General features: G+C 60.4%; 23 protein-coding genes. 6 read left to right on the forward strand and 17 right to left on the reverse strand.

Annotated elements, in window-relative coordinates:
• Positions 1–106 precede the first annotated feature (106 nt).
• Together TSA66_RS19635 and TSA66_RS25790 are read left to right on the forward strand one after the other, a co-directional pair.
• Positions 107–2524: a type VI secretion system Vgr family protein gene (locus tag TSA66_RS19635; protein ID WP_198358855.1), complete on the forward strand. Its 2418-nt coding sequence runs from the start codon at positions 107–109 to the stop codon at positions 2522–2524.
• 324 nt (positions 2525–2848) lie between these two features.
• Positions 2849–3277, forward strand: a complete 429-nt coding sequence (locus TSA66_RS25790) for a hypothetical protein (RefSeq protein WP_157691734.1) — start codon at positions 2849–2851, stop codon at positions 3275–3277.
• A 29-nt stretch (positions 3278–3306) separates the two neighbouring features.
• On the opposite strand, the gene TSA66_RS19645 is transcribed toward TSA66_RS25790, so the two are convergent.
• From TSA66_RS19645 to mltG, 7 genes are read right to left on the reverse strand one after another with little or no spacing between them, the layout of a single operon-like run.
• Positions 3307–3963, reverse strand: coding sequence for an ankyrin repeat domain-containing protein (locus tag TSA66_RS19645; protein ID WP_040041207.1), 657 nt, complete (start codon positions 3961–3963; stop codon positions 3307–3309).
• A 44-nt stretch (positions 3964–4007) separates the two neighbouring features.
• Positions 4008–4787: a TatD family hydrolase gene (locus tag TSA66_RS19650; RefSeq protein ID WP_040041208.1), complete on the reverse strand. Its 780-nt coding sequence runs from the start codon at positions 4785–4787 to the stop codon at positions 4008–4010.
• A gap of 55 nt (positions 4788–4842) precedes the next feature.
• Positions 4843–5340, reverse strand: coding sequence for a GNAT family N-acetyltransferase (locus TSA66_RS19655; protein ID WP_040041209.1), 498 nt, complete (start codon positions 5338–5340; stop codon positions 4843–4845).
• A 13-nt stretch (positions 5341–5353) separates the two neighbouring features.
• Positions 5354–5746 (reverse strand): PilZ domain-containing protein, encoded by a 393-nt coding sequence (locus TSA66_RS19660; RefSeq protein ID WP_040041210.1) that lies wholly within the window; start codon positions 5744–5746, stop codon positions 5354–5356.
• Between the two features lie 10 nt (positions 5747–5756).
• Positions 5757–6803, reverse strand: coding sequence for a DNA polymerase III subunit delta' (locus tag TSA66_RS19665; RefSeq protein ID WP_040041211.1), 1047 nt, complete (start codon positions 6801–6803; stop codon positions 5757–5759).
• Between the two features lie 13 nt (positions 6804–6816).
• Entirely contained in the window at positions 6817–7425 is a 609-nt protein-coding gene (gene tmk, locus TSA66_RS19670; RefSeq protein ID WP_094299014.1) for a dTMP kinase, read from the reverse strand.
• 31 nt (positions 7426–7456) lie between these two features.
• On the reverse strand, positions 7457–8440 hold the full coding sequence (gene mltG, locus TSA66_RS19675; protein ID WP_040041213.1) for an endolytic transglycosylase MltG: 984 nt from the start codon (positions 8438–8440) through the stop codon (positions 7457–7459).
• A gap of 117 nt (positions 8441–8557) precedes the next feature.
• On the opposite strand from mltG, the gene ygfZ reads away from it, so the two are divergent.
• Genes ygfZ through TSA66_RS19690 form a run of 3 tightly spaced genes read left to right on the forward strand, consistent with a single transcriptional unit; the run spans position 8558 to position 10632 of the window.
• Positions 8558–9619, forward strand: a complete 1062-nt coding sequence (gene ygfZ, locus TSA66_RS19680; RefSeq protein ID WP_040041214.1) for a CAF17-like 4Fe-4S cluster assembly/insertion protein YgfZ — start codon at positions 8558–8560, stop codon at positions 9617–9619.
• Positions 9620–9628: 9 nt separating this feature from the next.
• Positions 9629–9916, forward strand: a complete 288-nt coding sequence (locus tag TSA66_RS19685; RefSeq protein WP_040041215.1) for a DUF4936 family protein — start codon at positions 9629–9631, stop codon at positions 9914–9916.
• On the forward strand, positions 9907–10632 hold the full coding sequence (locus tag TSA66_RS19690) for an NRDE family protein (protein ID WP_040041216.1): 726 nt from the start codon (positions 9907–9909) through the stop codon (positions 10630–10632). Before TSA66_RS19685 ends, TSA66_RS19690 begins: the two co-directional genes overlap by 10 nt.
• Here TSA66_RS19690 and TSA66_RS19695 read toward each other — a convergent pair.
• The 10 genes from TSA66_RS19695 to TSA66_RS19740 all read right to left on the reverse strand — a co-directional run bounded on the left by TSA66_RS19695 (position 10629) and on the right by TSA66_RS19740 (position 19806).
• The gene (locus TSA66_RS19695; RefSeq protein WP_040041217.1) at positions 10629–11066 is read right to left on the reverse strand and encodes a GNAT family N-acetyltransferase; all 438 of its coding nucleotides are present in this window, start codon (positions 11064–11066) and stop codon (positions 10629–10631) included. The two genes, TSA66_RS19690 and TSA66_RS19695, sit on opposite strands and share 4 nt — an antisense overlap.
• On the reverse strand, positions 11063–11500 hold the full coding sequence (locus TSA66_RS19700) for an acyl-CoA thioesterase (protein WP_040041218.1): 438 nt from the start codon (positions 11498–11500) through the stop codon (positions 11063–11065). Before TSA66_RS19700 ends, TSA66_RS19695 begins: the two co-directional genes overlap by 4 nt.
• A gap of 57 nt (positions 11501–11557) precedes the next feature.
• Positions 11558–12454, reverse strand: coding sequence for an alpha/beta fold hydrolase (locus tag TSA66_RS19705; RefSeq protein WP_040041219.1), 897 nt, complete (start codon positions 12452–12454; stop codon positions 11558–11560).
• Between the two features lie 40 nt (positions 12455–12494).
• Positions 12495–13400 carry an SDR family oxidoreductase gene (locus TSA66_RS19710; RefSeq protein WP_040041220.1) on the reverse strand — a complete coding sequence of 302 codons (906 nt, stop codon included), beginning with the start codon at positions 13398–13400 and terminating at the stop codon, positions 12495–12497.
• Positions 13401–13421: 21 nt separating this feature from the next.
• The gene (locus TSA66_RS19715; RefSeq protein ID WP_040041221.1) at positions 13422–14351 is read right to left on the reverse strand and encodes a glutathione S-transferase family protein; all 930 of its coding nucleotides are present in this window, start codon (positions 14349–14351) and stop codon (positions 13422–13424) included.
• Positions 14352–14372: 21 nt separating this feature from the next.
• Positions 14373–15368 (reverse strand): NADP-dependent oxidoreductase, encoded by a 996-nt coding sequence (locus TSA66_RS19720; RefSeq protein ID WP_040042796.1) that lies wholly within the window; start codon positions 15366–15368, stop codon positions 14373–14375.
• A gap of 79 nt (positions 15369–15447) precedes the next feature.
• Positions 15448–15882 (reverse strand): PaaI family thioesterase, encoded by a 435-nt coding sequence (locus tag TSA66_RS19725; protein ID WP_040041222.1) that lies wholly within the window; start codon positions 15880–15882, stop codon positions 15448–15450.
• Entirely contained in the window at positions 15882–16667 is a 786-nt protein-coding gene (locus TSA66_RS19730; RefSeq protein WP_040041223.1) for an SDR family oxidoreductase, read from the reverse strand. Before TSA66_RS19730 ends, TSA66_RS19725 begins: the two co-directional genes overlap by 1 nt.
• A 26-nt stretch (positions 16668–16693) precedes the next feature.
• Positions 16694–18508 (reverse strand): acyl-CoA dehydrogenase, encoded by a 1815-nt coding sequence (locus tag TSA66_RS19735; protein ID WP_040041224.1) that lies wholly within the window; start codon positions 18506–18508, stop codon positions 16694–16696.
• Positions 18509–18627: 119 nt separating this feature from the next.
• Complete coding sequence (locus TSA66_RS19740; protein ID WP_040041225.1) at positions 18628–19806, reverse strand: acetyl-CoA C-acyltransferase; 1179 nt, start codon at positions 19804–19806, stop codon at positions 18628–18630.
• A gap of 312 nt (positions 19807–20118) precedes the next feature.
• On the opposite strand from TSA66_RS19740, the gene TSA66_RS19745 reads away from it, so the two are divergent.
• The gene (locus TSA66_RS19745; RefSeq protein ID WP_040041226.1) at positions 20119–21780 is read left to right on the forward strand and encodes an MFS transporter; all 1662 of its coding nucleotides are present in this window, start codon (positions 20119–20121) and stop codon (positions 21778–21780) included.
• Positions 21781–21937 lie beyond the last annotated feature (157 nt).

The following is a 21937-nucleotide window of genomic DNA, read 5'->3' on the forward strand; positions in this document are numbered from 1 at the left end:
GAACAGCCCTTTCAGTTCAGACTTTTCACCATCACTCGCCACGCCCCCCGATCTGAGGGGCGCTAGCCTTCCAGCGCAGCTGCACGGTCTGTCGCAGCATTCCCGCTTGATATCCTTGGAAACCGCACTCGGCCCGGATGCACTGATTGCAGTGAGCTTTACCGGGCGCGAAGCCATGTCCGGGCTGTTTCGCTTCGATGTCGATTGCCTGGCCACTTCAGCGCATCGCAGGCTCGGAGCGTTGAACGGAGAAGAAGCCAGCCTGCGCATACGGCTTGCTGATGGCAGCAGGCGCGCATTTCACGGTATCGTGACGGCGGTCAGCCAACTCGGAAGCGACGGTTCGCTGAGTCGATACCGATTAAGGCTTGAACCCTGGCTGCACGCGCTCACGCTGCGCCGAGACAGTTACGTATTCCAGGATAAAACCGTGCTCGAGATCATCGACGAGGTGTTCCGGGATTACCCGCTTGCGAATTATCGCTTCGACGTCAGCACGCCGCTTCCCAAGCGTTCCGTCACGATGCAATATCGGGAGTCGGATTACCTGTTCGTTACGCGCCTGCTTGCTGAAGAGGGCTTGAACTTCTATATCTGCCATGATGCCGGCGGCGCTCATTTGGAAAAGAAAGCAGTGGCCCTGCATGCACGGCACTGTGTCGTCGTGTTTGACGACAATGCCGCGCTGGCGCAATGTGCACAGCGCCAAGTACGTTTGCATCGCACCGATGCCACCGAGCCGCACGACACGATAACGCTATTTGCGCAACGACGCGAAGTAAAGGCAAACACGACTGCATTGTCCAGCTGGGATTACAAGGGCTTGAGTGCGCATGACGCAGAAGATCAAGCGACACTCGGCGCACAACAGCTGCCGCCGCTGGAACTATATGAAGGACGGGGCGCCTATCGCTATTCCGGCCCTGACGAGAGTGCGCGCATAGCCCGTGCCCGCGCCGAATCGCTTGCCATGCAATACCAGCTTTGTCATGGCGAGAGTTCGGTTCGCGCATTTTCCATCGGCTGCTGGTTCGAATTGGCCGGCCATCCAGCATGCGAACAGGCCGAATATGTCGTGCTTTCAATTGAGCATCAAGGAGCCAACAATCTGTCATCGCATGACACCGGGCTACTGGAACGAAGCACGGCCGAAGCCGGCACCTACTGCAATCATTTCACTTGCGTTTCCCGAGCAACGCCCATTCGTCCTGTCGGCTTGCCCTCAAAGCCAACTGCCGGCGGCCCGCAAGTGGCGCTAGTAGTCGGCGTGGCAAACGAGGAAATTACCACGGAGCGTGATCATCGCATCAAGGTGCAGTTTCCGTGGCAACGCGGCGAGTTGCCAGCCAACGGCCAGCTCGATCATCCTGCAACCTCGAATGCTTCCGGCAATGAGGCTGCGGGGACTTGGGTGCGCCTGGCCGAGCCTGCCGCCGGTGCAAACTGGGGCAGCAACTTCATTGCCCGTATTGGACAGGAGGTGATGGTCGATTTCATCGATGGAGATATCGATCGGCCCGTGGTTGTCGGCCAGCTCTACAACGACACCGATGCACCTCCGTATCACGGCGCCGATAATCATCCTGCCGCCTTGGCCGGAATCCGCACGAAAGAATATGGAGCAAGCGGATGCAACCATTGGGTGATCGACGACAGCCCGCGGCAACTACGCCAGTCGCTCGCGTCTTCATATGCGACAAGCCAGTTGAATCTCGGGTACCTGATCCGGCAGAACGGCAACATGCGCAGTGCATTTCGTGGAACGGGCTTTGAGTTGGTATCCGATGCATGGGGCACGCTACGCGCAATGCGAGGGCTCTTCATCTCCACCGCACAAAAAGGCGGTGCTGCCTCTACTCAACTCGACACACAAGAAGCACAAGGCCGGCTGGCCCGCGCCGCCGATCTGGCAAAGGCATTGTCTAGCGCAGCCGGGCAGCACCAGGCGCTGCCCTCCTCTTCTGCCGATGGTATCCGGCAGCTGATCAATACAGCCGCGGCTACCCATCAGACCGATGGGCAGAGCGCCGCATCGTTCGCGCAACCGATTACGCTGCTCGACAGCCAGGCTGCTGTCATGGCGGCCACGCCGGCCTCCTCCGTAGCGCTGGCAGGCCAGGATCTCAGCTTGACCTCTGCGTCGGCGCTGCGCATGAGCGCGAAGCAAGCCGTTTCCGTGGCAGCGGCTCATGCCACATCCCTGTTTACCGGAACCGGCGGCGTGAAAGTCATCGCTGCCAAGGAGCCGGTTTCCATTCGCGCTCATACGGGAGCGGTGGATGCGCTGGCGGAGCGTGCGCTGATCGTCACCTCCAGCAATGGCAGCATCAAAATTCAGGCCAAACAGGAGATCCTGGTGGCATCAGGCGGCGGATATATCAAGCTGGCAGGGATGGATATTGACATCCACTGCCCCTCGTCAGTGACGGTCAAGGGAAGTACGCATGACTTTCTTGGTGCTGAAGCTCAAATTGCAACAATGCATACGTTTCCGGACTCAGAACTGGCCACCCCGGCACTGTAGCAGCTTGCAAAGGATGGAATAGACCAGCGCTTTCCGGCATAAGCGCCGGAATAGTCTCAATTCGATCAATGACTCATTCCGCGTTGCAGCATAGAGAATTTACAATATTAGCCAGGTAATCAATTTATATTACAAATTTAGTAACAAATTGAAACGATGCTAATATTGCGAAAAATTGACAACAAGAAAACTTTCTAAGTTGCTACTCGCATTCGGTTTTACTTCCGCATTCCTCTGGCAAGCCACTTGTACCTGATCGGGCCAAGCACCAAGGGGATAGGCGGGTTTGTCGTATTTGATCTGCTTATGCCTGGAGACTGGAGTATGGATCACATCCCCTTTACAAAGATATCGATCGAGGAAGCGAGAGCGGCCCTGCAGAATGACGGCATGCCGGGCCGCATCCTGCCGCAGATAGCGACACTTTGGGAAACTAGGCGCAAGCCTCAGCATGCCGCCGTTCAGGATCTGGCGACGCATACCTTTAAATGGCTGGCGACACTGCCCAAAGAAAGCCGCCCCACTGCGCTCTCCATGAAGTTTCCACGTATCGCAAACCGGCTAGCCGAGGTTTGGAAGCGTCCATTGCAATGCGAGCGCTACCTTGATGAATTGATGATCGACCGCCGTGGCGGCCGCCAGGGGTTTCCATCTGATGTCGCGGCCGATATCGCCAGGCTCAAGTTGCACTTCATGGCCACCAGTAACAGCGTGCGCTTTGGCGTATGGGGCGACAGGATTGGGCTGGATTGACTATCTTCCTCGGCACGACGACATTGGCATCAAAGCTTGCCCGCCTTTTTCAAGCGATACGTCAGCCCCTCCACGATGTCCTTGTATCCGTGTTTCTGGGCAAAGTCGATCGCGGTCATGCCCAATTCGTTTTTGAGCGTCGCATCTGCGCCTTCATCAAGCAACAGCTTCACCGTATAAATATGCCCGCCTCTTGCCGCCATCATGATCGGAGTGGTCTTGTTGGGCGATTCGGCGTCGATATAAGCGGACTTGTCGAGCAATAGCTGCACGATATCGTTGCTGCCGATGGCGGCGGCATAATGCAGAGGTGCCCACCCCGGTCGATTAACCTCGGCCCCTTTGCGCAGCAGGGCTTCGACTGCAGCCTTGTTCCCCTTGTAGCAGGCGATCATCAGCGCATTGTCGCCATTGCGCGACTTGGCTTCGATGTCGATTCCTTCGGCATTCAGCAACACCATGAACACCTTCATCGCCTCTTCCCGCAGCGCCAGAATCAATCCCGTGTCATTGCGCTCGGCTTCAATCAGGTTGGCGTCGAGTCCGCGTGCCAGGAGCGCTTTGACAGCCTGCGCGTTGTCATTCTTCACCGCCAGGAAAAAATCCTCGTAAGCACCGGCAAATACCAGTGGCGGCAAACACGCAAGCATTGCTGCACCCAGCACGGCGCGCCGCGAAAGCGGCATGCGCCGTCGATGTCCTTTCTCTTGAACAGCTTCGGCCATACGGTTCAGCGCGCGATCTTGAACAGGTTGAAGAAGTTATCCGTCGTTTGCTGCGCCACCTGTTCGAGCGGAACCTGTTTCAGCGACGCCAGGAACTCCGCCACATGCCGCACCAATCCCGGCTCATTCATTTTTCCCCGGAACGGCACCGGCGCCAGGTAAGGCGAGTCGGTTTCGATCAGCATGCGTTCGAGCGGCACGGCGCGCGCGACTTCATGCAATTCCTTCGCGTTCTTGAAAGTGACGATGCCGGAAAACGAGATGTAAAAACCCATCTCCATCGCCGCCTCGGCCACCGCGAGCGACTCGGTAAAACAATGCATCACCCCGCCGGCACCGCCCGCATTTGGGCCCGCCCCCTCTTCCCGCATGATACGGATAGTATCGTCCGATGCCGAGCGGGTATGGATAATCAGCGGCTTGCCGGTTTCGCGCGATGCGCGGATATGGTTGCGAAAACGTGCGCGCTGCCATTCCAGGTCGCCTTCCAGCCGGTAGTAATCGAGGCCGGTTTCGCCAATCGCGACGATTTTCGGATGCTTCGACAGCCGCACCAGTTCTTCGACAGTCGGCTCCGGCGTTTCCTCATAATCGGGATGGACGCCGACGGAGGCATAGATATTCGGATATTTTTCTGCAAGAGCGAGCACGCGCGGAAAATCCGGCAGATCAACCGAGACGCATAGCGCATGGCTGACTTGGTTGTCGACCATCTTGCTAAAAATCTCTGGCAGACGGGCCGCCAGATCGGGAAAGTCGATGTGACAATGGGAATCGATAAACATGCCGCCTATTTTACGACGGTCCACGATGTCGGGCCTAGCGGGGACGTTATTTCTCTCAGGCTACACGCTTGCCGACAATAATCAGGTCGCGTTCTATGCCATCCAGTGTCGCCACGCGCGGCATATGCGCCCATCGGTCGAAGCCGAACACCTCGAACAGCTTCAGGCTGGGCGTGTTGTGGCCGAAAATAAAGCCCAGCAGCGTATGCACGCCGATCTCGGGCGCAAAGTCGATGGCTTGCTGCAAAAAGTACCGTCCCAGCCCCTTGCCGCGCGCATCCTCATGCAGATAGATCGACAGTTCCGCCGTTCCGGAATAGGCGGGGCGCCCGTAAAAATTCGAGTACGACAGCCAGCCGATCACCCGCCCCTCTTCTTCGGCCACCCACAACGGACGCTTGTCCGGCGTATGGTCGGCGAACCACTTGTGGCGCGACTCGACCGTGACCGGCTCGGTATCGGCGGTCACTTGGCGCGATGGAACGGTGCTGTTGTAGATGGCGACGATGGCGGGCAGGTCGTCGAAACGGGCTGTGCGGTGCGAAAACGGCATGGCGGTAGTGTAGTTACAGGGTATGCGTGGCACGCGAGGAACGCAGCGCCGCGCCGAGCAGCTCCTCTATGCGCGCCTTGACGCGCTGGCCGCTTTCATCGGCAGAAAACTGCACGCCGACGCCTTGCGCCTTGTTGTTGTTCGCGCCAGGCGGCGTAACCCAGGCGATCTTGCCGGCGATCGGATACTTGGTCGGGTCGTCCATCAAGGTCAGGATCAGGTAGATTTCATCGCCGATCTTGTAGCGCTTGTTGGTCGGTACAAAAATCCCGCCATTGGCCAGGAAGGGCATGTAGGCTGCGTACAGGGCAGCTTTTTCCTTGATCGGCAACGATAGTACAGAGGGACGGGCCACCGCCGGATTGGCACCGGGTGCGGTTGCGGGATTTGCTGTAGGTTCGGCCATGACTGTCCTTTCACGCTCGCGCGGCAAAAAGAGTGGAATAACTGAGCAGCATGTCTTCAATGAACAGGCGGGCCGACAACGGGTGTTCGGCGACTGCGCGGCGCTCATTCAAGAATTTCAGCGCACGCAGCAGTCCAGCCACGTCGGCCTGCCCGGCCAAAGCCGCCAGTTCTTTCTGGTAGCGCGGATAATACCGGATTCTGCCGGAAAGCTTGAGCGAAAACACATCATACAACCAGCGCTGCAACCATCCGACCAGCTCGGTCACCGGCACTTTCTGCAGCCGCTCCGCGCCCTTCAATGCGCCATCGACGCCCGGTTTGGCCAGCAGTTGCAGGAACTCGTCCATTATTTCACGCGAGCCCGATTCCGCAGCGGCATGCGCGGCAAGCGGCGCGCCGCCCTGCTCCGCCAGCCAGACATCGCCATCCTTCACGCCCTGTTCTTGCAGCCAGGCCAGCGCCTGCTCGGCTGAAGGCAGCGCGAGGGCGAACTTGCGGCAACGCGACAGAATGGTCGGCAGCAGGCGCTCCAGGCTATTCGACACCAGCAGGAACATGGTGTGCGGCGGCGGCTCCTCCAGCGTCTTGAGCAATGCGTTGGCCGCTGCCGTATTGAGCGCCTCGGCCGGATACAACAGCACCACCCGCATGCCCTGGCGATGGGTCGATATGTTCATGAAATCGGCCAGCGCACGAATCTGGTCGATCTTGATTTCCTTGGATGGCGTCTTGCTCGCCTTGCCGGATTTTTTACCCTCGCCCGCCTCGGCGCCGTCTTCGGCCTCGCTGGCCTCATCCTCCAGCGCCTCGGGGCGCACGCGACGGTAGTCGGGATGGTTGTACTGGCTGAACCAGCCGCAGGAATCGCAGGCGCCGCAGGCGTGGCCGTCCGGTCGTGGCGACTGGCAGAGCAGCGACTGCGCGAATCGCTCGGCGAACGCCGTCTTTCCTATGCCCTCGGGTCCGTGGAACAGGATGGCGTGCGGCAGCCGCTGCTTTAACTGCTGCAGTTGCTGCCAGGGCGCGCTTTGCCAGGGATACAGGGCGTCGGTCATGTGCTTTTCAATCTCAAATGCCGCGGACGAGACTGGCGAGTTCTTCTTGAATCACCGGAATGCTGCGGGTCGAGTCGATGACGCGGAAGCGGCCGGGAAATTCGGCAGCACGGCGCAGGTATTCGCGCCGGGTAGCGTCGAAAAAATCCGCCTTTTCCTGTTCGAACTTGTCGAGCTCGCGTGTCGCGTCCAGGCGGGCCCGGGCAACTTCCAGCGGCACATCGAACAGCAGCGTCAAGTCCGGCTGCAGGTTCGGATGCACCCACTGTTCAAGCGCCGTCAGCTTGTCAATCGCCAGCTTCCGCCCCCCGCCCTGATAGGCGAACGTCGCGTCGGTGAAGCGGTCGGATATGACCCAGTCGCCGCGCGCCAGCGCCGGCTCGATCACTTGGGCCAGATGTTCTCGGCGCGCCGCGAACATGAGCAGCGCCTCCGTTTCAAGATGCATTTTTTCGTGCAGCAGCAGGTCGCGCAGCTTTTCCCCCAGCGGCGTGCCACCCGGTTCGCGCGTCACCACCACGCGTTTTCCCTGCGCCTTCAGCAGGTCGGCCACGAATGCGATGTGGGTCGACTTGCCTGCGCCGTCGATGCCTTCGAAAGTGATAAATTTGCCAACCATTATCGATCTTGTTCTAATTTTTTGATACCCGGCATTATCGCTGGTATTTGTTCACTGCGCGGTTGTGATCGTTCAGGTTGTTATTGAATTCGCTGGTGCCATTGCCGCGCGAGACAAAATACAGCACGTCGGATTTGGCCGGGTTGAGTGCGGCCATCAGCGACGCGGACCCCGGCAGGGCGATCGGCGTCGGTGGCAGGCCCGGCCGGGTATAAGTATTGTACGGCGTATCCGTGGTCAGGTCGCGCTTGCGGATATTTCCCTTGAACTTGTCTCCCATGCCGTAGATGACGGTCGGATCGGTCTGCAGCAGCATGCCGTGCTTCAGGCGATTGACGAAAACGGCTGCCACCATATCGCGCTCGGACGACACCCCGGTTTCCTTTTCAACGATCGACGCCATGATCAGCGCCTCATACGGCGACTTGTACGGCACCGACGGATCGCGCCTGGCCCATTCGTCGTTCAGCCGCTTGAGCATCAGCGCATGCGCCTGCTTGTAGATCTGCAGGTCACTTGCGCCCTTGGCAAACAGATAAGTATCAGGAAAAAACAGCCCTTCCGGCGCCTTGAAGTCGCTGGTGATTTTTTCCAGCACTTCCTTGTCGGACAAGCCGGCCGTATCGTGCTTCAAGGCTGGATGCGCAGCGACCGCCTGCCGCATCTGCCTGAAGGTCCAGCCTTCGATAATGGACAGCGACTCTTGCGCGAACTCGCCGCGCGTGAGCTGGTTGATGAGCGCCAGCGGCGTGGTTCCCGGTTTTAGCTCGTAATTGCCGACTTTGAGCTTCCCGCCCTTGCCGGTGAGCCGGGCCAGAATTTCCAGCAGCCCGGGATTGACCGGGATGCCTGCCGCGGCGATCTGCTCGGTGCTGCTTCGTACACCGCTGCCGGCCTTGATCGAGAAGTCGATCGGCGCATGGGCACTATCGATGATCGGCTGATGCGACCAGAATGCCATCACGGCAGCAAAGAACAGCGCAACGGCGACTATACTGATAAGAAATTTTTTTACCAAAACAATGCCTTACATAAATAACAATCGCGCCCGGCATGCCATGTGTAGGCGGACGCGTTTTTTAAGACGTCACTATAATCAAGCCATCCCGATATTGGCTATAAATTCCTGATACCTATGACTGAAATGATGAACGCATGGTTGCAGTTTTTGGCGACACAAGGTGCACAGGTCGACGCCGCCACGCAGCGGGTGACCGGATTTTCCCAGACGCTGACCCAGGACCAGCTCGAGCAAGGCTTCGTCGCCCCGTTGACGGAGCTCGGCCTGATCGCGGTCACGGGCGAAGACGGGCCGCATTTTCTGCATAACCAGTTGACCAACGATGTCGAGCATCTGGGACAGGCGGATGCGCGCCTGGCCGGTTACTGTTCGCCGAAAGGCCGCCTGCTCGCCACCTTCCTGATCTGGAAGACCGGGGATTCCGTCATGCTGCAACTGCCGCGGCAAATCCAGGCCGCCGTGCAAAAGCGCCTGCAGATGTTTGTGCTGCGCGCCAAGGCCAAGCTACTCGACGCGACAGACAGCCATATCGTGCTCGGCCTGGGCGGGCGCGCCGCAGGCGACGTGCTGCTGAAAAGGTTTTCGCAGCTACCGGATGTGCCTTACTCGAAAATTGACGGCGAAGCCGGTACGCTGATCCGCGTGGCTGACGCGTTCGGCGCGCCGCGCTATCAATGGATCGTTACGCTCGACACCGCCCGGCAGGCATGGAATGACCTTACCGCGGCGCTTCCGCCGGCTGACGCCCGGGCATGGCATCTGGGCGACATTCGCGCAGGCATTCCCCAGGTGACGCTGGCGACGCAGGAGCAATTCGTGCCGCAAATGATCAATTTTGAATTAATCGGTGGCGTCAATTTCAAGAAAGGCTGCTACCCCGGCCAGGAGATCGTGGCGCGCAGCCAGTATCTCGGAAAACTGAAGCGCCGGATGGCGCTCGCGTCGGTCGATGTCGCGGACGCGGCAGCCGGCATGGAAGTTTTTTCCGCGGCCGACCCGGATCAGCCTTGCGGCATGGTGGTCAATGCAGAGCGCAATCTGCAAGGCGGATCCGATTGCCTGGTGGAGCTCAAGACCGCTGCCGTCGAGGCGGGGACGGTGCATCTGGGATCGGCTGGCGGCGCGACGCTTGCAATTCAAGCCTTGCCCTACCCGATTCCCGATACGAGCACGTAAATCCTGCAGATGGACTTGTACATCTACTATCGGGTGCGCAGCGAGCACGCCGATGCGCTGCGTGCGCAAGCGGCGGCCATGCAACGATGCCTTTCACAGGAATATGGTATCGTCACCGGACTCAAGCGGCGTCCCGAAGAAAGGGACGGACGGCAGACCTGGATGGAGATCTATCAGGCAGTGCCGGACGGCTTCGCCGCGATCCTTGAGCGCGCAGCAGCGCAGGCAGGACTGGCCCGCTTGATCGATGGCCAGCGTAATACCGAATACTTTTTGGATGTTCCCACATGTGCTTGATCGTCTTCGCCTGGCAAGTAGTTCCGGGCATGCCATTGCTCGCCGCCGGCAACCGCGATGAATTTTACGAGCGGCCGGCCGCACCGGCCGGCTGGTGGAGCGATCATCCGCACGTCTATGCCGGGCGCGATCTGCAAGGCGGCGGCACATGGATGGGAGTGACGCGCAATGGGCGCTTCGCGGCCATCACCAACGTGCGAGCGCCGGACGAAAAGCGTTCCGACGCGCCGACGCGCGGCAGGCTGGTGGCCGATTACCTGAGCGGCGACGCTTCGCCGGAGCAATACATCGAACAAGTCGCCGAGCTGGCGCACCGCTATAACGGCTTCAACCTGCTGGTGGGGCATGCGGAAAAGATGATCTGGTTTTCCAACGCCGGCAAGGAAGATCCACGCAACGGCAAGCCGCTGGGGCCAGGCATCTACGGCTTGTCCAACGGCTTGCTCGATTCACCCTGGCCCAAGGTGGTACGCACCAAGGCGCAATTTGGCAGCCTGCTGTGCCAGGGCGCGCCGGAAGACGCCTATTTCGAAATGCTGGCCGATACCGCGCGCGCACCGGATTGCCGACTGCCTCGCACGGGCGTCAGCCTGGAGTGGGAGCGTGTGCTGTCGGCGGTCTGCATCGACTCGCCCGAATACGGTACCCGCGTCTCGACCGTGGTCCGGCTCAACGCCGACAATACCGCGATCCTGCGCGAGCAGCCGATTCGCTAGGGATATAGCGGGCCGAAGTCGCGCCGCATGCCGATGTGCGCAATGCCGGCTTCCATGAATTCTTCGCCGACGCGCGCAAAGCCGAAGCGCCGGTAAAACGCTTCTGCATGCGTTTGCGCATTGAGCTGCACACAACGGTCGCCACGCTTTTGCGCCTCGTCCATGAGCGCTGTCAGGACAAGGCCGCCGATGCCTTGTCCGCGCACATTCTTGCGCACAGCCATGCGGCCGATATGGCCGTCCGGCAGAAGGCGGCCGGTGGCCACCGCCTGTCCCGCATCGTCATAGACCACCGCATGCACGCACGCGACGTCCATGTCGTCCCACTCGAGTTCGACGGGCACGTTCTGCTCGAGCACGAACACATCGTAACGTACCGCGCGCGCGTCGGCTTTCTGGCGCTCCCAGGCGCCAATCGTCAGACGGTAGTTCATGATGCCGACGGCGCGACTTTCTCGAAACGCGCCAGCACTTCGCGCCACCGTTCCGGAATCGGAACGCCCTTGCGTACAGCCGTATCCGCATACACGTACACCAGCTCTCCCGAGATCAGATGCTGGTCGCCGAGATGGATTTCCAGTACAAAACGCACCGACGTACGGCCTAGGCTGGCGCAGCGCACGCCGATGTCAAGCATATCGTCGAAGCGCGCAGGCGCTTGGTATTCGATGGTCGACTTGCGCGCAAACAGCTCGCGACCTTCCTGTGCCTGCTGCAACACGCTCGGCAAGCCTGTGGCACGCCAGTATTCGGTGAACGCCACGTCGAAATACGTCAGGTAATGCCCGTTGAACACGATGCCCTGCATATCGACTTCCGCCCAGCGCACCCGCAGGGAGTGAAAAAAGGAAAAATCTTCGCGTGCCATGGTGAGTTGAATAACGTTCGACGGGCAATTATCTCCGATCCGGAAAAACGCCGCGCCTTATTCCGACAGGAAGCCGCGAATCAGGCGATTGATGCGCTCGGGCTGCTCATGAACGACCCAGTGCGAACCTTCCGGTATGCGTTCCACCTTCAGGTCGTCGCTGAAGTCCTCCAGCCCGTCGGCCAGAGTCTTGGGCAGCGCGATATCGCTTTCGCCCCAGATCACGCGGGTCGGTACGCTTACCCGGAAATCATCAGGGTTGAGCTGCAGCTTGAGCGGGCCCGGATGATCGTCGGTCGGCGGATGCAAGGGCGATGCGCGGTAGTAGTTGACGCCACCGGCGATGCCGCGCGACCAGCACTCATGATATTTCGCGCGCACGTCGCCAGCAAACCATGGCGTCGGCGTGCGTCCCATGCCGCTCAATATGCCTTCCATGAGCGCAAAGTCGTCCTTGGCCAGCGCCTGCTCCGATCCTTCCGCGCGCAGCCAGTTCATGTAGCCGCTGGCTTCCTTCTGCGCCGGATCGGTCGCCAGCGCCTTCATGAACAAATACGGATGCGGCGAATTGATGATAATGAGCTTGTGCAGCAATTGCGGCAGCGCGATCGCCAGATTCCAGGCAATCGCCCCGCCCCAGTCGTGCGCCACCAGCACGAATTTTTCGTAGCCGAGATGCGCGGCCAGCAAGCGCAGATCGTCGACAATGTGCCTGGCCTTGTAAGCGCCGACATCAGCTGGCATGTCGGACAGGTTAAAGCCACGCAAATCCGGCGCGACCGCGAAATAATCGCGGCCGAACTCCTTGAGCTGCGCTTCCCATTCGTACCAGAATTCGGGAAAGCCATGCACGAACAGCAGCAGCGGCCTGCCTTTTTCACCGGCGCTCGCATAATGCAGGCGGATTCCGTTGGGCAGCGATGCATATTGCCCTGTCTGAATTGCGGTGTTCATGTTTCTCCTTCCCTTTCCTGTCGAAGAAAACGCCGCCGGCTTACTTCACGTTCATTTTCGCCTGCAGCATCTCGCGCACCTGCGGCGCCGCCTCGAACGGGTCGCTCGGGTTGCGGTGCAGGAGGATGTCTTCCATGCGCGTCTGCACGTTGCCCAACGCGTGCGGGTGCGAATAGATGTAGAACTTGTCGTCGCGGATGGCATCGAAAGTGCGCTCCGCAACTTGCGCCGCGCTCACCTTGCCCGAGGAAACGGCCTTTTCGGATACCGCTTGCGCCGCGATCTGGCTGGCGGTCGGGCCGCTCTCCGTCTTCACGTCGTCCGGACGGTTGCGATGCGACTGGCTGATCCCAGTCGGCACGAAGTATGGGCATAACACCGAGGCACCAATCGGCGCCTTGATCAGTTTCAGGTCCTGGTACAGGGTTTCCGACAAGGACACGACGGCATGCTTGGAGACGTTGTAGACGCCCATGTTGGGCGCATTCAGCAGGCCGGCCATCGATGCGGTATTGACGATATATCCCTGGTAGCCCGCTTCCTTTTTCGCGCATTCCAGCATCAGCGGCGTGAACACGCGCACGCCATGGATCACGCCCCATAGGTTCACACCCAGCACCCACTCCCAGTCGGCCACCGAGTTTTCCCAAACCAGCCCACCGGAGGCAACGCCGGCATTGTTGAAGACGAGGTGCACCGCGCCGAACCGCTCCATCGTGGCGTCGGCCAGCGCCTGCACCTGCTCGGCGCGGCGCACGTCGCAACGCATTGCAAGCACCTGCGCGCCTTGCGCTTCTAGCTCTGTCCTGGCCTTGTCGAGCGCGTCCTGCTGCACGTCGGCCAGCACCAGCTTCATGCCCAGCCGTGCGCCGATGCTTGCAAATTCGCGTCCGAAGCCGCTTGCGCCGCCGGTAATGACGGCAACCTTGTTTTGAAAGTCTTTCATGCTTGTCTCCTGATATCTTGGTTAGGCTTTCTTGAGCTGGAATCCGACGCGCGGGAAATGCACTACGACCTCGCCCGCAACAGGATCGGCACGGCGCACGGCAAGCTCGTTGTCGGTGGAAAGGACAAGTTCGCCTTCCACCGGATCCACGCCGTAGTCGGCAGGCATGACGGCAACGCGCTCGCCGAGCGCAACCCCATGGAAGTCGACGAACGGCACCTGTGCTGCATCCGCGGCACGACCGTTGCGAACGACTTCAAGCGCCTGCTCCGCGCTCATCCGGTCGAACTCGTGGTGTCCGAACGCGGCCATGCGTGTGGCCCATGCCTTGAGCTGGGGCGCGACATCCAGCACGCCGGCAACGGCCGGCGCACTCTGCAGGAACCACACCGAGTGATAGACCGAGAAATCGGCGATGCACGGCTGCGCACCCAGCAGATACGGCCTGCCGCCGGCCAGCATGCTCTCCAGGCGGCGCAGGTATTCCGTCAGGCTGCCGGTCGCTTCCGGCAGAGGCATGCGCGGCATATTTCCGCGAAATGCCGCACGATCCGCGCCGAAGGCCTTGATCTGTTCCGGCGTCAGGTTGCCCAGTGCGCTCTGCATACCGGCCGGCTGGAACAGATGCGTGATCATGGTCCAGAACAGCGTCGAATCGGCCCACTGTGACAGCGTTCGTGCGAGCCCGGCGCTTTCAACCGGGTACAGCGAAGGCGTCGGGACCAGCCTTTCCAGCACGTCGGCGATCAGGGCGGTGTCGCAATAGATGTGTGCGCCGATCTGCATCACCGGAGTGCGGCGGTAGCCGCCGGTGAGCGCGGTCAGGTTCGGCTTAGGCATGATGGCCGGAATAATGACGGACTTCCATGCGATTTTCTTGAAGCCGAAGATCAGCCTGACTTTTTCGGAAAACGGCGAATTCGGATAATGGTGAAGAATGATGTCTGCCATGTTCGTTCCCTGTTCCCGCGGTTACGCCAGCTTGACCAGCTGCTTGCCGAAATTCCTGCCCTTGAGCAGGCCGATGAAAGCATCGGGTGCGGAAGCGAGCCCGTCGGCGATCGATTCGCGAAATTTCAGTCTGCCTGCAGCGACGAGCGTGCCCAGTTCCCTCAGCCCCTGCGGCCAGAGTTCCATATGCTCGGAGACGATGAAGCCACGCATGGTCAGACGCATCGTGAGGAATGCGCGCACGTTATTGATCGGCATCGGCTGGCCGTCGTAGCCGGCGATCAGCCCGCACAGCGCAATGCGACCGAACGGATTCATGCGCGCCAGGCAGGCATCGAAGCCCTCGCCGCCGACGTTTTCGAACACGGCATCGATACCGTTCGGCGTCGCTTTAGCAAGGTCCGCCGGGAGATTGCCCGCCTTGTAATCGATGCACGCATCGAAACCCAACTCATTGACCACGTAGTCGCACTTTTCCTTGCCACCGGCAATGCCCACGGCACGGCATCCGCGCAGCTTCGCCAGCTGCCCGACGACGCTGCCGACTGCGCCGCTGGCCGCCGACACCACGATGGTCTCGCCTTCCTTCGGCTGCATGATCTGCGTCAGGCCGTACCAGGCGGTCATGCCGGGCATGCCTACTGCGCCCAGATAGGCCGACAGCGGGATATGCGTGGTGTCGAGCTTACGCAGCATCACGCCATCGGAGACGCCCATCTCCGACCAGCCAAGCATGCCCTGCACCTTGTCGCCCACAGTGAATTTCGGGTTCTTCGACTCGATCACTTCGCCGACGGTGCCGCCGATCATGGTTTCGCCGATCGGCTGCGGCGCCGCGTAACTCTTGACGTCTTCCATGCGCATGCGCATGTAGGGGTCGAGCGACAGATAGTGATTGCGAATCAGGATCTCGCCGTCCTTGAGTGCAGGAACCGGGACGTCTTCGAGACGGAAATTTTCGGGAACGACCTCCCCCTTGGGGCGGGAGGCAAGGACGATGCGTTTGAATGTGGCCATGAGACTCTCTCTATTCTTTTCGTTGGTCGTATCGATTGTTGCCGGCCCCGTCTCCAGGAGCCGGCCAGCCTGCATAAAACTACTCGTGATCCAGCTTCCTGCCGGCGTCCAGTCGCTTCAGGTATTTGAAGGTTCCCGTCGCCTTTGCGACCAGCTTGTCGCCGTTCCAGATTTCGCCTTCGCAAAAGCACATCGTGGTCGAACGATGGAGGGCCTTGCCTTTGGCTACGATGCGGCCGCCCGGCTTGCCGCCAGGCTGCAGGAAACTGGTCTTCATCTCGATCGTCACGCCGCCGCGCGCATCCGGGTCGAGCGAGCGCCCTGCCATCGACATCACCACGTCGAGCAGGGTCATGATCACGCCGCCATGCGTGACCTGCCAGCTGTTCATGTGGCGATGCTGCAGGTCGAGCGCGATCTGCGCCTCGCCATTGCTCATGCCGAGAAAGTCGACGCCGAGATCGTGCAGGAACGGGATCTCGACCGGAAACGGCTGCGGACTGGACGTATCCATCAGTGAACCGCCGACACGCCGCCGTCGACTGCCAGGATCTGGCCGGTAATGTGCTTGGATGCGTCGGAAGCGAACAGCAGCGCGGCGCCCTTCAGGTCCTCGTCGTCGCCGATGCGCTGCAGCGGCGCGCGCTTGGCGAGGTTCTCCTCGCCGAAGTTTTCCAGAACGCCCTTGGTCATCTTGGACGGGAAAAAGCCCGGCGCCAGCGCATTGACCGTAATGCCGTGGCGGCCCCATTCGCCGGCCAGCGTGCGGGTAAAGTTCACGACCGCACCCTTGGAGGTGTTGTAGGCCACCGTCTGCATGCTGCCCGGGCCATTGCCGGACAGACCAGCGATGGAGGCCACGTTAATGATGCGGCCGTACTTACGCGGAATCATCGACTGCTTGCCGACCGCCTGTGACAGCAGGAAGATGCTGCGGATGTTCAGGTTCATCACCTTGTCCCAGGCTTCGGTCGGATAGTCTTCGGCTGGCGCGCCCCAGGTGGCGCCGGCATTGTTGACCAGGATGTCGATGTGGCCAAGGCGCTTGATCGCTTCGGCGACCAGCGGCGCCACCGCCGACTCCTGCGACAGGTCGGCTGCGATTGCCGAGGCTTCGATGCCGCGCTGCTTGAGGTGTGCGACGGCTTCATCCAGGTCGGACTGCTTGCGCGACGACAGCACGAGTCTGGCTCCCTGCTCGCCCAGCGCTTCGGCGATCTGCAGGCCGAGCCCGCGCGATCCGCCAGTGATCAATGCGGTTTTTCCGGTCAGGTCGAACAATTGTTTGGTAGTGCGCATGTTGTCTCCTTGTCTCATTGATGTCGTTAAAACCACGCGTCTTGCATGTCGAGCGTCGTGGTATCGATGCTTTCCAGCAGATCGAGCTGCGTATGCACCTTCGGCAGCTCCCATTTGAAGAAATAGGCGCAGGCCTGCAGCTTGCCCATATAAAAATCGGCGTCGTGCCCGGACTTATCGACCGCGAGCAAGGCCTGCTCCAGCCAGATCCACGACACGACAGTGTGGCCGAACGCTTCGAGGTAGGCAGACGCATTGGCGAGTGTCTTGTTCAGATCGCCGACTGCATACAGCGCCTGCGTCACCTTCTCGATGCGCTGCAGCGCCACGCCGAGCGACTTCGCGTAAGCGGCGAGTTGCGGCACTTCCATTGCGCGGACAATAGTCTTGTGCACCTCGGCGCCCAGCGCCTTGAATGCGGCGCCGTTCTGCATCGTGACCTTGCGGCCGAGCAGATCAAGCCCCTGGATGCCGTGCGTGCCTTCGTGGATCGGATTCAGCCGGTTGTCCCGATAGAACTGTTCCACGTTGTATTCCCGGGTATAGCCGTAGCCGCCGTGGATCTGGATCGCCAAGCTGTTGGCTTCCAGGCACCATTGCGACGGCCAGGACTTGGCGATCGGCGTCAGGATATCAAGCAGCAGTGTCGCATGCCGGCTTGCCTCCTCGGACTCTCCCGTACGCTCCTCGTCGACCAGGCGCGCGCAGTACAGGTTGAGCGCAAGGCCGCCTTCTACGTAGGCCTTTTGCGCCAGCAGCATGCGCTTGACGTCGGTATGGGCAATGATCGGAATCTGCGGCTGCGCCGGGTCTTTCGCCTGCGGATGGCGGCCCTGCGGGCGTTCCCGCGCATATTCCAGCGAATGCAGGTAGCCGGTATAGCCCAGCATGACAGCGCCGAGGCCGACGCCGATGCGCGCTTCGTTCATCATGTGGAACATGTTGGCCAGCCCCTTGTGCGGCTCGCCGACCAGGTAGCCGATGGCACCGGCCTGCCCCTTCGGCTTGAATTTGCCTTCGCCGAAATTGAGCAGGCAGTTGGTGGTGCCGCGATAACCCATCTTGTGGTTCAGACCGGCCAGCACCACGTCGTTGCGCTCGCCGAGCGAACCGTCCGCATTGACCAGCTTCTTCGGCACGATGAACAGCGAAATGCCCTTCACGCCCGGTATCAGCTTGCCGTTCTCGTCCGGGATCTTGGCCAGCACCAGGTGCACGATGTTTTCCGACAGTTCGTGCTCGCCGGCGGAAATCCACATCTTGTTGCCCTTGATGCGATAGGTGCCGTCGGCCTGCGGTTCGGCGCGCGTGACGATGTCCGACAGCGACGACCCCGCCTGCGGCTCGGACAGGCACATGGTGCCGAAGAAGCGTCCGCTCATCATCGGCTTGACGAAGGTGTCGATCTGCTCGGGCGTGCCGCACTTGAGCAGCGTGTTGGCGTTGCCGATGGTGAGGAACGGGTAGGACGAGGTGCCGACATTGGCGCCCTTGAAGTAGGCGAACCCGGCCTTCTCGATCAGCACCGGCAATTGCATTCCGCCGAAGTCATAATCCTGTCCTGCGGCCATCAGGCCGGCTTCGCAGAATGCCTGCAGCGCGGTTTTCACTTCCGGGATGATATGGACCGTCTCGCCGTCGAAGTGCGGCTCCTGCTGGTCGTTCTTCTTGTTATGCGGCGCGAACAGCTCGGTCGCGATCTGCTCGCAGGTGTTCATCGCGGCGTTGAAGGTTTCGCGGGTATGGTCGGCATAGCGCTCGCGTTTCGTCAGCGCTTCGGCATTGAGCCATTCATACAGCAGGAAGTCGAGGTCGCGGCGGGAAATGATTTTCGATTGCATGCTTAGCCTCCGGGCGCGCGACCGCTTCGCCGCACGCGCATGTGAGCGATTTCAGTAATTTGGTAATCGGACGAACGTCCAATATGAGCGTGGGCGCCGAGGCGCCCACGTATTCTTGATTAAACGACCTCGAACAGGCCAGCTGCGCCTTGTCCGCCGCCGATGCACATCGTGACAACGACATACTTGGCACCGCGGCGCTTGCCCTCGATCAGCGCGTGGCCGGTCAGGCGGGCGCCCGACACGCCGTACGGATGGCCGACGGCGATCGCGCCGCCATTCACGTTCAGGCGATCCATCGGAATGCCCAGCTTGTCGGCGCAATACAGCACCTGCACCGCGAACGCCTCGTTCAGCTCCCACAGGCCGATGTCTTCCACCTTCAGTCCGGCCTTCTTCAGCAGCTTCGGAATGGCGAATACCGGGCCGATACCCATTTCGTCCGGCTCGCAGCCAGCGACCGCGAAGCCGCGGAAGATGCCGAGCGGCTGCAATCCCTTGGCCTCGGCGAGCTTGCTGTTCATGACGATCGCCACCGACGCGCCATCAGAGAACTGGCTGGCGTTACCCGCTGAAATCACGCCACCCGGAATCGCGGTGCGGATCTTCGATACGCCTTCCAGCGTGGTATCGGCACGAATGCCTTCGTCGGTGGAAATCGTCACTTCGCGGGTCACCAGCATGCCGGTTTCCTTGTCGGCCACGCCCATCACGGTCGTCATCGGCACGATCTCGTCGTTGAACTTGCCGGCGGCCTGTGCTGCAGCCGCGCGCAACTGGCTTTGCACGCCGTATTCGTCCTGGCGCTCCTTGCTGATGCTGTAGCGCTTGGCGACCGTTTCGGCGGTCTGCAGCATCGGCCAATAGACTTCCGGCTTGTTCTGCTTGAGCCAGGTTTCCATGATCATGTGCTTGTTGGCTTCGTTCTGCACGCAGGAGATCGACTCGACGCCGCCGGCTGCGTAGATGTCGCCTTCGCCGGCGATGATGCGCTGCGCCGCGGTGGCGATGGTCTGCAGGCCGGACGAGCAGAAACGGTTGATCGTCATGCCGGCAGTGGTCACCGGGCAGCCGGCGCGCAGCGCGATCTGGCGCGCGATATTGCTGCCGGTGGCGCCTTCCGGCGTGGCGCAGCCCATGATGACGTCTTCCACTTCGCCGGCATCGATTCTGGCGCGTTCGATCGCGGCTTTCAGCACATGCCCGCCGAGAGTGGCGCCATGGGTCATGTTGAAAGCGCCTTTCCAGGATTTGGCGAGGCCGGTACGGGCAGTGGATACGATGACGGCGTCAGTCATTTGGGGCTCCTTGTGAATTGAACGGTTTTTTTGGGTTGCTGTTGTATGGCTGTTTTCGGGCGTTTCATCCCGGGGTACCGCAAGTAATGAAACACCAGAATATCACATTTTTAGCACGATCGTTCGCAAATTATAAAAGTCGGCGGGAGCCTCCAAAACAGCGTTATTTCCCCAAAAATCGCCCCGTGAATTTGTAAGGTTTTGTAAGTTTCAAGCAAGCATGTCGTAAGTTTTCCGTCGCACACTCGAAATGTGCAGAAATGGGCATGCAGTTTTGCACATTACATATATATACCTATCAAGGAGACAAGCATGGCGACAGTACAAGCAGCGTCACGCGGCATTACGGCGGAGGAGCGGAAAGTCATTTTCGCGTCTTCGCTCGGCACCGTGTTCGAATGGTACGACTTCTATCTATACGGCTCGCTGGCAGCGATCATCGCAAAGCAGTTCTTTGCCGGCACCGACCCGACCACCGCATTCATTTTCGCCCTGCTGGCGTTTGCCGCAGGCTTCATCGTCCGTCCGTTCGGCGCGCTGGTGTTTGGCCGCCTCGGCGACATGATCGGGCGCAAATACACCTTCCTGGTCACGATCCTGATCATGGGCCTGTCGACGTTTATCGTCGGTCTGCTGCCCGGATATGCGTCAATCGGCATCACCGCGCCGGTCATCCTGATCTCGCTGCGCATCCTGCAGGGTTTGGCGCTCGGCGGCGAGTACGGCGGCGCAGCCACCTACGTGGCCGAACACGCACCGCATGACAAGCGCGGCGCGTTCACCGCATGGATCCAGACCACGGCCACCCTTGGCCTGTTCCTGTCGCTGCTGGTGATTTTGGGCACCCGCACCGCCATCGGCGAAGCAGCATTCGCCGACTGGGGATGGCGTATCCCGTTCCTCGTCTCGGTATTCCTACTCGCCGTCTCCGTATGGATTCGGCTGTCGATGAACGAATCGCCGGCCTTCGCCAAGATGAAAGCCGAAGGCAAGACATCCAAGGCACCAATCACCGAATCCTTCGGCCAGTGGAAAAACCTGAAAATCGTGATCCTGGCGCTGATCGGCCTGACCGCCGGCCAGGCTGTGGTGTGGTACACCGGCCAGTTCTATGCGCTGTTCTTCCTGACGCAGACGCTGAAGGTTGACGGGTCGACCGCCAACCTGCTGATCGCCGCCTCGCTGGTCATCGGCACACCGTTCTTCATCGTGTTCGGTTCGCTGTCCGACAAGATCGGCCGCAAGGTCATCATCATGGGCGGCTGCCTGATCGCCGCGCTGACCTACTTCCCGATCTTCAGCGCGCTGACCCACTACGCCAATCCGGCGTTGGAATCCGCGATCAAGAACTCGCCGGTGGTCGTCACCGCAGATCCGGCCAAGTGCCAGTTCCTGTTCAACCCGACCGGCACCAAGAAGTTCACGACGTCCTGCGACATTGCCCGCACCGTGCTGGCCAATGCCTCGGTGAACTACTCGACGGTCGAAGCACAGGCCGGCACCATTGCCTCGGTCAAGGTCGGTGACAAAGTCATCCAGGGCTATGATGCAACCGGGCTGTCGAAGGACGAAGCTGCCGCCAAGGACAAGGAATTCAAGAAGGAGCTGGGCGACGCTATCAAGGCTGCCGGTTATCCGACCAAGGCCGATCCGGCGCAGATGAACAAGGGCATGGTGCTGGTCTTGCTGACCATCCTGGTGATCTACGTGACCATGGTATACGGTCCGATTGCAGCAATGCTGGTGGAAATGTTCCCGACCCGCATTCGCTACACCTCCATGTCGCTGCCCTATCACATCGGCAACGGCTGGTTCGGCGGCCTGCTCCCGACCACTGCCTTCGCGCTGGTCGCCTACAAGGGCGATATCTATTACGGGCTGTGGTATCCGATCGTGATTGCCCTGATTACCTTCGTGATCGGTTCGCTGTTCATCAAGGAAACCAAGGACAGGGATATTTACGCAGCCGATTAACCGTCTAATCGTCCCAGGCGTACCTCCTCGGTATTCCTGGCTTTCAGCCGCCAGTACCCCTGGCGGCTTTTTTTCGCGCATTTTTAAGACGAGCTGGAATTCCCCGCCCGCTGGCGATCCAATGGACGACCCGTTCTTGTCCAAAAGTGTTAAGATC

It is taken from the genome of Noviherbaspirillum autotrophicum (genome assembly GCF_000818395.1).
Lineage (GTDB): Bacteria > Pseudomonadota > Gammaproteobacteria > Burkholderiales > Burkholderiaceae_D > Noviherbaspirillum > Noviherbaspirillum autotrophicum.

Excerpts from the sequence above, each read along its gene's own strand:
- TSA66_RS19655 (WP_040041209.1), bottom strand. The coding sequence starts at position 5,340 with ATGCCGTTTTCGCACCGCACAGCCCGTTTCGACGACCTGCCCGCCATC.
- TSA66_RS19665 (WP_040041211.1), bottom strand. The coding sequence starts at position 6,803 with ATGACCGACGCCCTGTATCCCTGGCAAAGCGCGCCCTGGCAGCAACTG.
- TSA66_RS19705 (WP_040041219.1), bottom strand. The coding sequence starts at position 12,454 with ATGAACACCGCAATTCAGACAGGGCAATATGCATCGCTGCCCAACGGA.
- TSA66_RS19745 (WP_040041226.1), top strand. The coding sequence starts at position 20,119 with ATGGCGACAGTACAAGCAGCGTCACGCGGCATTACGGCGGAGGAGCGG.
- TSA66_RS19685 (WP_040041215.1), top strand. The coding sequence starts at position 9,629 with ATGGACTTGTACATCTACTATCGGGTGCGCAGCGAGCACGCCGATGCG.
- TSA66_RS19690 (WP_040041216.1), top strand. The coding sequence starts at position 9,907 with ATGTGCTTGATCGTCTTCGCCTGGCAAGTAGTTCCGGGCATGCCATTG.
- TSA66_RS19710 (WP_040041220.1), bottom strand. The coding sequence starts at position 13,400 with ATGAAAGACTTTCAAAACAAGGTTGCCGTCATTACCGGCGGCGCAAGC.
- TSA66_RS19695 (WP_040041217.1), bottom strand. The coding sequence starts at position 11,066 with ATGAACTACCGTCTGACGATTGGCGCCTGGGAGCGCCAGAAAGCCGAC.
- TSA66_RS19730 (WP_040041223.1), bottom strand. The coding sequence starts at position 16,667 with ATGCGCACTACCAAACAATTGTTCGACCTGACCGGAAAAACCGCATTG.
- TSA66_RS19735 (WP_040041224.1), bottom strand. The coding sequence starts at position 18,508 with ATGCAATCGAAAATCATTTCCCGCCGCGACCTCGACTTCCTGCTGTAT.
- ygfZ (WP_040041214.1), top strand. The coding sequence starts at position 8,558 with ATGACTGAAATGATGAACGCATGGTTGCAGTTTTTGGCGACACAAGGT.
- TSA66_RS19645 (WP_040041207.1), bottom strand. The coding sequence starts at position 3,963 with ATGCCGCTTTCGCGGCGCGCCGTGCTGGGTGCAGCAATGCTTGCGTGT.
- TSA66_RS19650 (WP_040041208.1), bottom strand. The coding sequence starts at position 4,787 with ATGTTTATCGATTCCCATTGTCACATCGACTTTCCCGATCTGGCGGCC.
- TSA66_RS19715 (WP_040041221.1), bottom strand. The coding sequence starts at position 14,351 with ATGGCAGACATCATTCTTCACCATTATCCGAATTCGCCGTTTTCCGAA.
- TSA66_RS19700 (WP_040041218.1), bottom strand. The coding sequence starts at position 11,500 with ATGGCACGCGAAGATTTTTCCTTTTTTCACTCCCTGCGGGTGCGCTGG.
- TSA66_RS19660 (WP_040041210.1), bottom strand. The coding sequence starts at position 5,746 with ATGGCCGAACCTACAGCAAATCCCGCAACCGCACCCGGTGCCAATCCG.
- TSA66_RS19740 (WP_040041225.1), bottom strand. The coding sequence starts at position 19,806 with ATGACTGACGCCGTCATCGTATCCACTGCCCGTACCGGCCTCGCCAAA.
- TSA66_RS19720 (WP_040042796.1), bottom strand. The coding sequence starts at position 15,368 with ATGGCCACATTCAAACGCATCGTCCTTGCCTCCCGCCCCAAGGGGGAG.
- TSA66_RS25790 (WP_157691734.1), top strand. The coding sequence starts at position 2,849 with ATGGATCACATCCCCTTTACAAAGATATCGATCGAGGAAGCGAGAGCG.
- TSA66_RS19725 (WP_040041222.1), bottom strand. The coding sequence starts at position 15,882 with ATGGATACGTCCAGTCCGCAGCCGTTTCCGGTCGAGATCCCGTTCCTG.